8 protein-coding genes are annotated in these 14,263 nt (G+C 72.4%); 3 read left to right on the forward strand and 5 right to left on the reverse strand.

The genetic code is table 11. The features are described from left to right. Positions 1–7: 7 nt before the first annotated feature. Positions 8–724, reverse strand: a complete 717-nt coding sequence (locus IEY86_RS29775; protein ID WP_189135008.1) for a 4'-phosphopantetheinyl transferase family protein — start codon at positions 722–724, stop codon at positions 8–10. Beyond that, positions 721–1,572 (reverse strand): metallophosphoesterase family protein, encoded by an 852-nt coding sequence (locus IEY86_RS29780; protein ID WP_229698870.1) that lies wholly within the window; start codon positions 1,570–1,572, stop codon positions 721–723. The genes IEY86_RS29775 and IEY86_RS29780 overlap by 4 nt, the downstream gene beginning before the upstream one ends. Before the next feature lie 272 nt (positions 1,573–1,844). On the opposite strand from IEY86_RS29780, the gene IEY86_RS29785 reads away from it, so the two are divergent. The 3 genes from IEY86_RS29785 to IEY86_RS29795 all read left to right on the forward strand — a co-directional run bounded on the left by IEY86_RS29785 (position 1,845) and on the right by IEY86_RS29795 (position 4,547). Beyond that, positions 1,845–2,618: a thioesterase II family protein gene (locus IEY86_RS29785; protein WP_189135010.1), complete on the forward strand. Its 774-nt coding sequence runs from the start codon at positions 1,845–1,847 to the stop codon at positions 2,616–2,618. Positions 2,619–2,661: 43 nt separating this feature from the next. Next, positions 2,662–4,275: an acyl-CoA carboxylase subunit beta gene (locus IEY86_RS29790; RefSeq protein ID WP_189135053.1), complete on the forward strand. Its 1,614-nt coding sequence runs from the start codon at positions 2,662–2,664 to the stop codon at positions 4,273–4,275. Positions 4,276–4,352: 77 nt separating this feature from the next. Next, positions 4,353–4,547, forward strand: coding sequence for an acyl-CoA carboxylase epsilon subunit (locus tag IEY86_RS29795; RefSeq protein ID WP_189135011.1), 195 nt, complete (start codon positions 4,353–4,355; stop codon positions 4,545–4,547). Here IEY86_RS29795 and IEY86_RS37670 read toward each other — a convergent pair. The 3 genes from IEY86_RS37670 to IEY86_RS29810 are packed head-to-tail and all read right to left on the reverse strand — an operon-like array spanning position 4,511 to position 12,933. Continuing rightward, the gene (locus IEY86_RS37670) at positions 4,511–7,402 is read right to left on the reverse strand and encodes a helix-turn-helix transcriptional regulator (protein WP_189135012.1); all 2,892 of its coding nucleotides are present in this window, start codon (positions 7,400–7,402) and stop codon (positions 4,511–4,513) included. The genes IEY86_RS29795 and IEY86_RS37670 overlap by 37 nt on opposite strands. After that, positions 7,375–10,041, reverse strand: coding sequence for an ATP-binding protein (locus tag IEY86_RS29805; RefSeq protein WP_189135013.1), 2,667 nt, complete (start codon positions 10,039–10,041; stop codon positions 7,375–7,377). The genes IEY86_RS37670 and IEY86_RS29805 overlap by 28 nt, the downstream gene beginning before the upstream one ends. A gap of 18 nt (positions 10,042–10,059) precedes the next feature. Then, positions 10,060–12,933: an AAA family ATPase gene (locus tag IEY86_RS29810; protein WP_189135014.1), complete on the reverse strand. Its 2,874-nt coding sequence runs from the start codon at positions 12,931–12,933 to the stop codon at positions 10,060–10,062. Positions 12,934–14,263: the final 1,330 nt, after the last annotated feature.

A 14,263-nucleotide genomic window follows, 5' to 3' on the forward strand; every position in this document is an offset into this window, starting at 1 on the left:
CTTCGGGCTACCCGGGCAGCGATGCGGCGTCCTCCAGCGCCTCGGGCACACCGCGGCCTCCGTCGAGGCTGCTCGCGGGCACCGTCACGGCGGTCATCACCAGTCCCGAATGCACCGCCCAGCGCCCGGTGAATCCGCCGCCGGGACCGCCGAGCGGCGGCGGGGCGGGCACCAGGAGGCGGGCGAAGAAGGTTCGTCGCCCGTGGTCGAAGACGATGAGCGCGTCCTCGAACTCCAGCGTTCGCCCCGTCAGCGGGAACCACGCCTTGTAGACCGCTTCCTTCGCACTGAACAGCAGGCGGTCCCAGGGGATGTGCGGGTCCGCCGGCCAGTACCGCCTCAGCCGGGCACGCTCCTCCGGCAGGGAGACGGCCTCCAGCGCACCGTGCGGCAGCCGGGCCGCGGGTTCGGCGTCGATGCCCAGCGAGGCGATGTCGGTGCGGCGCGCCACCGCGGCGACCCGGTAGCCCTCGCAGTGGCTGATGGCGCCGACCACACCCTTGGGCCAGACCGGCTCCCCGCGCGGTCCCGGCAGCAACGGGGCCGGCAGCACTCCCAGCCGGGTGAGCGCGCGCCGGGCGCACAGGCGGCCGGTGACGAACTCCCGGCGGCGCTTGTCCACGGACCGCGAGACGACGGCCTCCTCCTCCGGGAAGAGCGGGCCCGACAGATCGCCCAGCGCGTCGACGACCTCGACCGAGTCCGGCAGCAGACGGCCCATCATCTCGCGCTCCGCCGGGGCAGGATCTCGCGCAGCAGCGGGTCCGGCAGGCCCCGTGCCCGCCACTCCCGCGGGTAGCCCAGCGACACCTCGCGATGGGGTACGCCGTCGTGCCAGGTGGTGCGGGGGATGTGCAGGTGCCCGTACACGACCGTGGCCGCGCGGTAGCGCCGGTGCCAGTCGGCCGTCGCCGTAGTCCCGCACCACAGGGCGAACTCGGGGTGGCGCAGGATTCTCGTGGGTTCGCGGACCAGCGGGAAGTGGTTGACCAGCACCGTCGGCAGCTCCGGGTCGCAGGCGTCGAGCCGCTCGCGGGTGTACGCGATCCTGCTGCGGCACCACTGCGCCCGGTCCGGATGAGGGTCCGGGTGCAGCAGGATCTCGTCCGTGCACATCACGCCGGCCTCCTCCGCCTCGGCCAGGGCCTCCTTCGCGCCGGTCACGCCGGGCGGGAGGAAGCTGTAGTCGTACAGAAGGAACAGCGGCGCCACGGTCACCGGCCCGTCGGGCCCCGGCCACACGGGGTAGGGGTCCTCCGGCGTGAGCACACCGATGGAGCGGCAGAGTTCGACGAGGTGGCGGTAGCGCGCCTCACCCCGCAGCCGCACCGGGTCGTCGGGATGCGTCCACAACTCGTGGTTGCCGGGAACCCACACCACGGTCGCGAACCGCTCGGCGAGCAGGCGCAGCGCCCACTCGACGTCGGCGGCCTTCTCGGCCACGTCCCCCGCGACCACCAGCCAGTCGCGCCGGTCCGTGGAGCGCAGCTCCCGCACGATGCCGTGATTGTCCCCGTAGGCGACATGCAGATCGCTGACCGCGTAGAGCCTCGGGCCCGCTTCCCGGCTCACCGTGCCCACGCCGCGGTGGGCACGGCCCGGGGGTTCGTCGTGGTGCTCATCGGCGACTCCCTTGATCGCGGCCTACAGCCAGATTTATGACATCGCGCCGGGAGCCTTCACAAGGTGTGCCGAAAGCGGTGCGGGAAGAACGGGGGAAACGACCAGACATCCGCCGCAGGGGGCCCTCGGGGCTTGTGCCGACCGAGGCGGCGCGCCGGATAGTGGCGCAAGCAAGCCGTTGCGGAACAGGAAGCCACCCTGGAAGAGGACGGATCAGTAGCATGAGTGTTCCCCCTGTGGACGACGGCCTGTGGTGCCGCCGGTTCCATCCCGCCCAGGACGCCGCGGACCGCCTGGTCTGCTTTCCCCACGCGGGAGGCTCGGCCAGTTTCTACTTCCCGGTCTCGGCCGCGCTGAGCCCGCGGGTGGATGTGCTCGCCGTGCAGTACCCGGGACGGCAGGACCGCAGGTCGGAGCCGATCGTCGACGACATCGGCACCCTGGCGGACCGGATCCACGAAGCCCTGAAGGCCTGGGCCGACCGCCCGCTGACCTTCTTCGGCCACAGCATGGGGGCGGTCCTGGCCTTCGAGGTGGCCCGGCGCCTCGAGCGGGACGGTGAGGGGCCGGTGCGGCTGTTCGCCTCCGGTCGGCGGGCGCCGTCGCGCCACCGGGACGAGAACGTCCACAAGCGCGACGACGACGGCCTGATCGCGGAACTGCGGGCGATGAGCGGAACCGACTCCAGGCTGCTCGGCGACGACGAGTTGCTGCGCATGATCCTTCCCGCGCTGCGGGGTGACTACCGGGCGGTGGAGACCTACCGCAGCGAGCCCGGGGCCGCGGTGCGCTGCCCCATCACCGCCCTGGTGGGGGACGCCGATCCCAAGACCACGCTCGAGGAGGCCGAGGGATGGGAGGAGCACACCACCGGCTCGTTCGGCCTGAGCGTCTTCCCCGGGGGCCACTTCTACCTCAGCAGCCGATCCGCCGATGTGCTGGAGGTGCTTTCCGAGCACTTCGCGGGAGTGGCCGCCGCACCGCGGGGAGCCTGACGTCCGCAGGTACGAGCTCTTGACAGACTTGGAGTTGCTGGAGATGACCGTCGTGCGTGAGGCGCCCGTCGAGCCGGCCGACGAGAGTACGGCCGCTCGCGCCCCCGGCGATGCGCGTGGGCGGGTCGCGGAACTGCTGGACATCAGGCGGACGGCACTGCGTGGCCCGGACGAACGGGCGACCCTGGCTCAGCATGCGAAGGGCAAGCTGACGGCGCGTGAGCGGATCGCCCTGCTGCTCGACGAGGGATCCTTCCGCGAGGTGGAACCCTTGCGGCGGCACCGGGCGACCGGCTTCGGCCTGGAGGCGAAGAAGCCCTACACCGACGGGGTGGTCACCGGGTGGGGCACGGTCCACGGGCGTACCGTCTTCGTCTACGCGCACGACTTCCGGATCTTCGGCGGAGCCCTCGGTGAGGCCCATGCCGCCAAGATCCACAAGGTGATGGACCTGGCCATCGCCGCAGGCGCCCCGCTGGTCTCCCTCAACGACGGCGCGGGCGCGCGGATCCAGGAGGGGGTGACCGCGCTGGCCGGATACGGCGGCATCTTCCAGCGCAACTCCCGGGCCTCCGGGGTCATCCCGCAGATCAGCGTGATGCTCGGCCCCTGCGCCGGCGGCGCCGCCTACTCGCCCGCGCTGACCGACTTCGTCTTCATGGTGCGCGGCACCTCGCAGATGTTCATCACCGGCCCCGACGTCGTCGCGGCGGTCACCGGTGCCCAGGTCACCCAGAACGCCCTGGGCGGCGCGGACGTCCACGCGGAGGTCTCCGGCGTGGCGCACTTCGCCTACGACGACGAGCAGACGTGCCTCGAGGAGGTCCGCTTCCTCCTCTCCCTGCTGCCCGCCAACAATCGCGAGACCCCGCCCGACGTCCCCGCCACGGACCCGGCCGACCGCCGCTGCGAGGCGCTGCTGGACCTGGTGCCCGCGGAAGGGCACCGGCCCTACGACATGGGCAAGGTGATCGAGGAGATCGTCGACGACGGGGAATACCTGGAGATCCACCAGCGCTGGGCCACCAATGTCATCGTCGCCCTCGCGCGGCTCGACGGCCGTGTCGTCGGACTGATCGCCAACCAGCCGCAGTCCCTGGCGGGCGTGCTCAACATCGACGCGAGCGAGAAGGCGGCGCGCTTCGTCCAGCTCTGCGACGCCTTCAACATCCCCCTGGTCACACTCCTGGACGTCCCCGGCTTCCTGCCCGGCGTGGACCAGGAGCACAGCGGCATCATCCGCCACGGCGCCAAGCTGCTCTACGCCTACTGCAACGCCACCGTGCCCCGTGTCCAGCTCATCCTCCGCAAGGCCTACGGCGGCGCCTACATCGTCATGGACTCACGGTCGGTGGGCGCGGACCTGTCGTTCGCCTGGCCCACCAATGAGATCGCCGTGATGGGCGCCGAGGGCGCGGCGGGCGTCATCTTCCGCAAGCAGATCGCCGAGGCCGACGACCCCGAGGCCATGCGCACCCGCATGGTCAAGGAGTACAAGAACGAGCTCATGCACCCCTACTACGCCGCCGAACGCGGCCTCGTCGACGACGTCATCGACCCGGCCGACACCCGCCGGGTGCTCATCGACTCCCTGGCGATGCTGCGGGGCAAGCACAGCGACGTCCCGGTGCGCAAGCACGGCAACCCGCCCATGTGACGCCGCCGGCCCCGGGCGCACCCCGCCCCGGGTCCACCCAGCCAGTGACCCCTCGGCCAAGGACAAGGAACCCCCACGTGAACGACATCCTCCTGCGGGTGGCCAAGGGCCACGCCACCGAAGAGGAACTCGCCGCCCTCACCGTCGCCCTGCTCGCCGGGACCCTCCGCGACCCGGCCCCGGCGAGCTCGGCCGAGCCCCTGCGCCTTCCCAGGCGTGTGGCGCACCGGCCCTCCTACTCCTCCCCGTGCAGCTGGCTGACCGCCGCATAGCCGGACGGCCCGACAGGGTGACCCTCCTCGTGGGGCGGCGACTGTCCGAGTCGAACGGCCCCGCCCTTCCCGCGGTCGTTCTCGAGCGCCGAGGCGAGTCCCGCCCGGCCCGTGGTGGACATCTTGCGGTAGCAGTTGGTCAGATGCTTCTCCACCGCCCGCCGCGACACTCCGAGCGCATCGGCGATCGCCTGGTTGGTGAGACCGGAGACCGCCATCTCGGCCACCTTGCGCTCGGCCGAGGTGAGCTGCGTCGGGACGGCCGAGGGAGCCGCGGAGCCCAGCAGTGCCCCGGCCCTGGAGCTGATCCACAGCACGCCGCATTCCACGGCCAGCTCGTAGGACCGCCGCAGAGCGGCCACGGACTCCACCGTCGCCCGGGGCATCAGCCTCTCGCCGAGGCACAGCAGGGCCTTGCTCAGCGCGAAACGGTTCGCGGAGCCCTCCAGTACCTCGACGGCCTCACGCAGCAGCGTGATCCCGACCGCTCCCCCCACCACCTTGCCCCGCAGGACCAGCGCCTGGCCCACGGCCGAGGGCGCCCCCCAGCTCCGGGCCATCTCCAGTTCCTGACGGCTCAGCTGATCCGCGCGTCTTCGCTCTCCGAGCTCCAGCAGACTGGGCACCGCCCAGGAGGCCCAGGGCAGTTGCGCCGGGTTGCGCCAGCCGGCCCGCTCCATGTCGTGGCGTGTGTCCAGGAAGTACTCCAGTGCGGTGGGGTGGTCCTGCCGCATGGCTGCCTCGGCCCCCCGGATCATGGTCAGCACGGCGGACAGGTAGCGGTTGTGCTGCCAGGAGCGGGGCGTGCTCACCAGCTCGTCGACGAGTGACAGCTCACGTGTGTGCAGCGCTGTCAGGGCCAGGACGATGGCCGAAGCGGTGGTCGGCTCCTCGGAACCGACCACCGCCGCCGCCTTCAGGGCCTGGGTCCTGGCCTTCTCGATCCGGCCCTGGGCGAGCAGCACCACGGCCTGCTCGCTGAGGACGATCGACTGCTCCACCCGGCCGCCCTGGCGGACGGCCTCCGTCAGGGCCGTCTCCAGCCAGGGCAGCACCCCGTCCACCGAGTCCGCGGCGACCAGGGAGGAGACCACGTACGGCAGGGCCGTGTGGACATGCGCGCTGGAGGCGGGCTCGTGCTCGAGTATCCGGTGCGCCAGCCGCGCCACGCGCTCGGCGGGCACACCGATGGTGATGGTGGCCGAGTGCAGGAGCGCGGCCAGCAGCTCCCGCCCCGCCGAGCCCGACAGATCGGGATGCGGACCGAGTTCCTCCAGCCGGGGCACGGCGCCGGACAACTGCTCCGGGTCCCAGGTGGAGGCGGACCTGAGTCTCGCCTCCAGCCGAAGGGCGAGTTCCCGCTTGGTTCCCCGCAGCCCCTCCAGCGGGCCGAGGTCCTCCGCCACCTGGCGGATCAGACCGTCCACCGGCAGCAGGGTTTCGGCGAACGCCACGGGAGTCAGCTTGGTCACCGCCTCCGCCCGCTCCTGCGCCGACGGGAGAAGCGGAATCGCCTGGGAGATGCGCCGCACCGCGATGGACAGCGCGAAGCTGCGCTCGGCGGTCGCCAGCTCCACGAGCAGCCGGGCCCGGGCCACGTCGTGCGGCGGGCGGTCCAGCAGGGCCCGGCGCAGGTAGCGGGCAGCGGTCTGCGGGGCACCGCGCCGCAGCGCCGTGTCGGCGGCGGACCGCAGCGCCGAGACGGCCCATGTGCCCAGGTGGGCGGTGGCGGACAGTAGATGGGAGGCCACCTGCTCGGCCGGACGTCCCTGCGCCTGGAGGAGTTCGGCGGCCCGCAGGTGCAGCCGGTCGCGCTCGGCCGACGGTGTCGCGTCCTGCACCACGCCCCGGACGACCGGATGAGTGAACCGCAGCCTGCCGCCGCCGGTGACCACGTCCAGCCGGTGCAGCTGCCGCAGGCTCTCATCACGGTCGACCGCGTCCAGTCCGGCGAGCCGGCCCGCCAGGTCGCGATCCGACTGGTCGTCGAGCAGCGCCAGCGCGCGGGCCATGGCCACGGCGGCGGGCTGCTGGTTCTCCAGGCTCAGCAGGATGCGCCGCTTCAGCGCGGCGGGCCGAAGCGAGGCCACGACGGGTGCCTCGGCCGCCGTCGGCGCCACGCCCCGGGTCCGGCACTCGTGCAGCATCGACATCAGGTGCAGCGGATTGCCCCGCGAGATCCGGTGGAACTCCGCGGCGAACTCCGGTTCCACGGGACGGGCGAAGCTCCGCCGCAGCAGTGATCGCGTGGCCAGCGGATCGAGGGGCGCGGGCAGCAGCGTCGAGTCCACCCGGGCGGTGATCCTGCGGACGGCGGGCTGCTCGGCCGAGGGCTCACCCTCGCACAGGGTGCACACCAGCAGCATCCGACTGCGCGGCAGCTGCCTGACCAGCTGGTCGAGCCAGGACAGGGACGCCTCGTCGGCCCAGTGCAGATCGTCCACCAGCAGGACGAGTACGCGGTCCTCGCTCATGTTCCGGGTCAGGGAGAGCAGGCCGCCGCGAACCGCCGCGTCGCCCGACTCGGGATCCGAGGGATCGCCGCGGAAGACGGAGAGGGCGGATCCCGCGGCATCGGACATCCAGCCGTGCAACTGCCCGCACGAGGCCAGCATCAGGGCGGGTTCGAGCATCTGCCGGATCACACCGAAGGTGAAGTCCTGTTCCATGGGCGCCGCGTGGGCCCGCAGCACCAGCACGTCCCGTCGTACGCACAGCTCGCCGATCTCCGAGAGCAAGCTGGACTTGCCTATCCCCGGTGGACCACTGATGAGGAGCGAGGCACCCTGCCCGCCTGCCGTGCGGCGCAGGGCCGCAGCCGCCAGGTTCAGTTCGCTCTGCCGCTGAAGCAACATGAGAAGCGGTCTCCCGGTGGGTCTCGTGATCGGACGGGGTGGTGGGGGTGGAGCCGTCGGCCGGCCGGAGCTCCACGCGCGGAAGCGGGTAAGCCGGGAGGCCGATCCGCCCCGGGGGCCGCCTCCTTCGCGCCCGCCGACTGCCTGCGCCGCCCCGCCCGGAACCGGCGAGCCCCCTCCACCTCGCCCATGACCTGCGTATACCGTCCGACCATGGGGGATTCGCGCAGGCGCCGCACCGCCCGCTCCATCCGGATCGCCGCCTGCGGACCCGTGGAGACCATGGCGGCCCGGTACTCGGCCCATCCGAGTGCGCTCGCGGTGCCCCACTCGCGAGCCAGGCGCACCTCTTCCGCCAGGAGGTCGGCCGCCGGTTCCGGATCGCCGCACCGGTGATGGGCCACCGCCGCCAGCGACCGCCAGGGCAGAAGTCCCGGATTCAGCCATCCCTGGGCGCGCAGCCTGCGGCCGCACTCCCTGGACTCCGCGAGGGCCTCATGGGGCATGCCCTGGTAGAGCCTCAGCATCCCCCGCGCATACAGCAGATGGGTCCAGGCGAAGCCGTGCTCCGCGCCCGGCGGCAGCTGCTGGAACGCGACGTGCTCGGCCTCTTCCCACCGCTGCCTGGCGATGTTCACCAGGACCTCCAGGGCGAGCGGGCCGGGGACCATCGTGGGATACCAGCTCTCCCACGGCATGGCGACCCGGGACGCGGACAGATCACGCGCCGCCGCGTCCACGTCACCGACGCGCAGGCTCAGTTCGCTCCGCAGCAGCAATGCCACCCCGACGAGGGCGGGGGCGTGCCGACGCCTGGCCTCGGCCACCGCGGCGTCGAGCCCCGCGCGCGCCGCCTGGGGCGCGTCGGCGACACCCAGGGCGCGGCAGGCGAGCAGCCTCGGGTAGAGCGGAAGGCCGCGAGCCGGCGTGCCCAGCACCGCGGCGCCCAGGGCGCGGACGTGGGCGGCGTGCGTGCCCGCGGCCGCGGCCCGCCAGGCCGAGGCGGCCTGGGCGGTGGGATGCTCCGGCACCAGGTCCAGTGGGGGCATGTCCGGGTCCGCGTCGTCCAGGCCGCTTCTTCCCTGCCGGGCGCCGTCGGCCAGCCAGTACAGCCCCAGCAGTACCGGCCGCCGCTCACTCGGCGGCTTCTCCCAGGCGTGCATCCGGGCGATGGCCTGCCGTGTCGTGGCCGCGTCGCCCAGCGTCAGCAGCAGGTCCGCCGCGCCGACGCGGGTGTCGGCGTTCCCCACCCCCGGCGGTGCGGACAGCACCTCGACAAGCCTGCGAAAGGCCGTCTCCGGGGCGACCATGCTCTGGGTCGCGCCCGCCTCCAGCAGCACTTCCGCACGCTGCACCGGATCCAGGGGTTCGCGCAGCGCCCGCTCCAGGTACCGCGCCGCTTCCGCGTGGTGGCCCGCGGCGCGGCAGGCATGGGCCGCGCGCCGCAGGACACCGGACACCCACGGGTCGCCCAGCGGCTCGGTGCGCAGCAGCAGCCGGGCCAGCAGGTCGTCGGCGACCGCGGCCCGGTGCGCCGACCTCGCCGCCTCGCCGAGCAACCGCCGGCGCTCCGCGCCGTCCATCCCGTACAACGCCGGTTCCACGGCCGACGGGAATGACAGTCCAGCCGCGTCGTCGGCGTCCACGAGGCCCTCGAGGCGCAGAGCCCGCAAGGCGGCGTCGGTGTCGGCGTCGTCCAGTCCGACGAGCCTCGCGACCCGCTCCACCGGCAGCAGGCCACGGCAGGCGACCAGGCCGCGGAGCAGGCCGAGCGGCCCAGGCCCGAGCCGGCCGGAGAGTTCGGCGACCCTGGTCCCGTTGGCCACGGCGGCATGGACGGGCAGTTCGGCCCACAGGTCCACCGCGCCGTCGCGGCGCAACGAGGACAGGGTCGCGTTCAGCACCGCGGGGTTGCCGCGGGTCAGCTCCGCGGCCCGGCCGTACCAGTCGCGGTCCCCGCCACCGACCCGCCCCGCCGCGCACATGGCGCCGACCGCCTGGTGGCTCAGCGGGCCGAGGTGCAGCAACTGCCCATAGGGCTTGAACGAGTCGATCTGGTCCACCAGCTCGACGCAGCTTCGCGGAAACTCCCCGTTCGTGCCCGAGACCGTGACGGCCAGCGCGAGGGGCGCCCTCGAGATCCGCCTGAGCAGGGCCTGCAGTACCTGGCGGGACTGGGGGTCGGCCCACTGGACGTCGTCGACGGCGATCATCGTCGGCCGGTCGTCGGCCGCGGCGAGGAAGACCCGGCACCAGCGCTCGACCAGGTTCCCCCCGACGGGCCGGACCAGGCAGTCCTCGTGGACCGATCGGGGGTCCGGGTCCGGTGAGCGCTGATCGGTGAGCCGGCGCACCAGGCCGAAGGGCGTGCGTTCCTCCGCGGCGATCCCCCATGCCGTCAGCACCTGGGCCCCGGCGGCCCTGGCGAACGACGCCGCCTGCCGCAGGAGACTGCTGCGCCCACTGCCCGGCAGCCCGTACAGCGCCGTCGCCGTCGGCGAGCCCGCTCCGAGCAGACGCGCGAGGTGCCGCAGCACGGCCTGTTCCGCGTCCCGCCCGAACAGCAGGGACGCCTCGTCCTCCAACGGCCGGCCGAGGCGCCGGTCGCTGCTGCGTGAAGTCGTCAGGTGTTCGATCACAGTCGCCTGTGCCGCTCCTCACTGGTTGGGGGAGGGGACACCCTCCCCGCCTTCGGCGAGGACCTCGGTCAGGTCCCCGCGCCGACTCACCCCGAGCTTGCGGTAGACGTGCGTGAGGTGCAGTTCCACCGTTCTGCGGGTGATGAACAGGGTTTCGGCGATCTCCGCGTTGGAACTGCCCGCCGCCGCCAGGGCGGCCACCCGCCGCTCGCTGGCCGTGAGGGCGTCCGCCGGATGGCCGCTCATCGGCCGTGGCCTGCCTCCCGCCGCGGACATTAACTCGTGGGCGCGTTGCGCCGGCACCTCGGCGCCGCAGCGGATCATCAGGTCCAGCGCCGTCCGCAGCCGGATGCGCGCCGCGCGCTGGTCACCGGCCTCGAGCAGCGCGGCGCCGAGCGCGAACTCCGCACGGGCGTGGAGCACGCGTGCCGGGGAGTCGGCCAGCACCGCGCAGGCCTCGGCGAGCAGTTCGCGTCCCCTTCGCCCGCCCGCGGCCAGCCCTCGGGCGAGCAGGACCAGGCCGGTGCTCCGTGAGGTGCCCCAGTTCTTCGCGAGGGCCTCGCCGTGGTCGGCCACCTCCTGTGCCTCGCCCGTGCGTCCCAGCGTGACGAGCAGGTCCGCGGCGTCCACCCACCAGGGCATGAGCACCGGGTTCTCGGTGCCGTTGAGCCGCAGCATCCTCCCGCAGGCGCGCAGCGAGAGCAGCGCTGCGTCGAGGAGGCCGCGCTCGCGCTGGAGCGCGGCCCTGATCCACAGGAAGGAGGGGTACTCCCAGGACGAACGCTCCGCTTCGGGATGGGTCACCTCGGCCAGGACGGCCTCGGTCGCGTCCAGGTCGCGCATCACGAGGATCCCGCTGAGGACGGTCAGCGCGGCGGTGTTCTCCTGGCCTCCCGGGCGCTCGGAGCTGAGCAGGACGGCGCGCCGGGCGTCCGCCTCGGCGGTGGGCAGGTCGCCGGTGCCGAACCGCACGGCGGCCCGGGTCATCAGCGCCGCCGTCTCGGAGGTGCTCTCGGTCGGCCCCGCCTCCCGGACGATCTGGTCGAGGATGCCCAACGAGGCCTCGTTGTCGTCGGTGAGGTGGAGGACCATGGCCGAGGCGATCAGTGACATGTCGTCCAGCGGTGTGCGCGGACCGGTGAGAGCCGTCCTCATCTGCTCCCGCACTGTGGTCGCGGAGTTGCCGCCCAGCACCGAGAGCACCGCCTGGGTGAGCCTGAGCCGGCGGCCTCCGGGGCTGTCGTCCTCGGCCTGCTCCGGTGAGCGCGGGTGGGGCAGGGCATCGCCCCTCTCGCGCACCCAGCCCGCCGAGGAGTGCTCCACGACGCCGCTCATCAGCAGGGCCGATTCGAGCATCGGCCGGTGCTCGTCCTCGATGCCCACCACCCCTTGCCGGGGGAGCCGCGGTCTGCCGAGCACTTCGGCCAGGAGCCGGGCGGCACGTCCGTTGTGGCCGAGAAGGACCAGGGTGTTCGCGTACCGCATCGTCGTGGCGGCCAGGTCCTCGCTGTCCTCGCTGCTGGTCAGCAGGATGTCCAGATGCGGCAGGGCGGCGCAGGGATCGGTTGCGGACAGGACCTCGGTCAGCCGGACCCGGATCGCCCGTACCGATCCGGGGTCGCTGTCCGCGCCCACCGCGAGGGCGTGCGTCAGATAGCGAACCGCGGAGTCGGGACGTCCCGAGTCCTGCGCGCAGCGGGCGGCGCGGTTGAGGACCTCGAGCATCCACGGCTCGGCGGGTGTGTGCAGGCCGAGGAGCACATCGGCGACCTCGCCGGGGGGACGTCCCGCGTCCTCCAGCAGGCGTGCCCCGCGGACTCCGAGTGTGTGCAGCTCCTGCTGTTCCACGGACCGCAGCAGGCATTCGCGCAGTGACTCCGAGGCGAACCGGGAGCCGTCCGGGACGAGGATCTGGCGCTCGTTGAGCCCGGACACCACGCGGCGCACGGTGGGTACCGGAATGTGAGTCAGTTCGCCCAGCAGCTGTGCGTCGGTGACGCCGAGCACGGCCATGGCGACGAGGAGCGGGGGCACCGGGTACGGCAGCCGCAGAAGGTCGTCGGCGAGGGCCTGCCCGGTCAGGCGCCGACTCGTGGTCCGTGCGGCGCCGACGGCGCCTTCGGGATCGCCGCCGAGCTCGTCGAGAAGCTGGTGCAGCAGCGCCGGGACACCCCTGGAGGACTGCGAGCACTGGCGGAGGAAGTCGGGTTCCGGGGTGCGCCCGAGGCGCCGCTCGACGACTTCGGCCACCTCGCGGGGGGTCAGAGGAGCCAACTCGATGAGCTCCCAGTGGCGTTGGGCGAGCAGTCGGGTCAGCGTGCGGGGCTCGAAGGCGGCCGACTCGCTCGGCTGGGTGAGCACGACCATGAGGGGCAGATCGGAGGACCTGCGCAAAGAGAAGTCCAGGCAGTGCAGGGAGTGCACATCCGACCGGTGGACGTCGTCAATGGCGATGATCAGCGGTCCCTGGGCGGCCAGTTGGGTCACCGCGCCGTGGAAGCGGCGCGGTGGCATGTCCTGACCCGCCCCGGCCGTCGGTCGGGTGCCGACGGGCGTGCCGAATCCGGCGTCCTTCAGCAAGGCGTGGACGGTGCACCAGGCGTCGTCCTGAGAGGTGGCCGGACAGCGTGTTCTCAGGACGGTGGAGTGGTGCGCCTGCTCCTGGAGGAACGCGTCCAGCAGGGTGCTCCGGCCGATCCCGGCGGGCCCGGTGACCAGCGCGGCGGCCCCCCTGATACGTGCCCGCTCGGCGAGCGACGAGAGCACCGCGAGCTGAGCCGACCTGCCGGCAGGGATGCCGCGCCCGCTCGTGGGGGAGTTCGTCGCAGGCCCGTCGACGGCGGCCGGCCACCCGGTGCGGGCTGTCTCAGGGGTCTTGAGTGGGTCGGGCATGGGGGGACTCCACCGATCGTACGCGGGGTCTGGGCGCGGAAGAGGGGAAGCGGGACGGTCCGGTGTGTTCCGGGACAGGCATTTCCGCCGATGTGCATTCCTCCAAGACATAGCGTCATAAGGCGGGGAGAACGTCGTCGGAGACGGATACGTACCGGACGGCCGCAACGCTCAAGGAGGAGGTCGGCGGCTTGTGATAGCGCTCTCGGAGGGGACCCGGACTCGTGGGACCGCCTGCCGCGGTGGGCCCGGTCGACTCACGGGCCGCCCCCGGCGGCCTTGTTCGGGCGATATATCCGTAAAGCCGGTTTGGTGTCATCCTTGTCCGGGAGGGCCGGCTGCACAGTGGCCGGGATCAGGGTGTTCCGTGCTGCAGTCATGTCGCACTCCGAAAGTGCAGGATGGCCCGGAGTTTGGAGCTGATCGCTTTGCGATGATCGTGAGGATGTCAGTACAAAAGTAGTGTCGGTATTTGCTGCCGGACAAGGGCTTTGAGGATAACTTGAGCTGAATGGACCTTTGTTTGAGCGGGCAACGGACCGAAGATCCGCGGCGCTGCCGGGGCGATCGGGCGGCGCGCAAATGGGCGAATGGCGGAGCGAAATGGATGCGCGTTGTTGCAAGTTGTTGAGTCCAGAGATGTTGTGTGCGGATTCGAGCGAGCGGGTTTCCGGGTGGGATCGCGGGGGTCGTGTACGACACGACAGGACGAAGATGATCACTCCGCGGGGACGGCGTCGCGCACCCGGGGGAGCGCCGGCGTGCGCACTGCGCCGTACGGCGCCGACCGTGCCTGACGAGTCGCCGTCGTCCTCACGGCGAGGGACGGGCACCACCGTGAAGGCTCCTTTTCGAACGGAAGGCACCCTCGCCGAGGCCGGCCGGTCGCGCGGTTGCTCCTCGCGCGACCGTGTTGTCCTCTTCGTGCCGGTTGGGCTTCCGTGGTGCGGACGGGGGTTCCCGCGACGGGGCCCCACGACCCCGATCGCGGGATCCATCGTCGACGGGCTTCAGTACCCGGGGGCGGGGATTCCCGCCGGGAGTCCAGGCGTCACGCCATGGTCCGATGTCGCCGTTCCACCGGAGCCGGGGCGTCCCGACACCGGTGCGACCGCGTTCCCGGCCCCGGCCGGCCGGCGCGGCCTACGAGCTTCCTGCCGCCTCGTCAGAGGCCGTTGGGTGCAGGGTTTCCGGGGGCCGCAACGAGCGCCGATTCCAAAAGGCTTTTCAGGCTCTGCCCTTGACGGACTTGCGTTCCGGAAATGGCTTGCCGGCTTCCCGCTCCATTGCCGGTCCGCCGGAACGCGCTTCGATACGGACTTCAGGACAT

Source organism: Wenjunlia tyrosinilytica, assembly GCF_014646055.1.
GTDB lineage: Bacteria > Actinomycetota > Actinomycetes > Streptomycetales > Streptomycetaceae > Wenjunlia > Wenjunlia tyrosinilytica.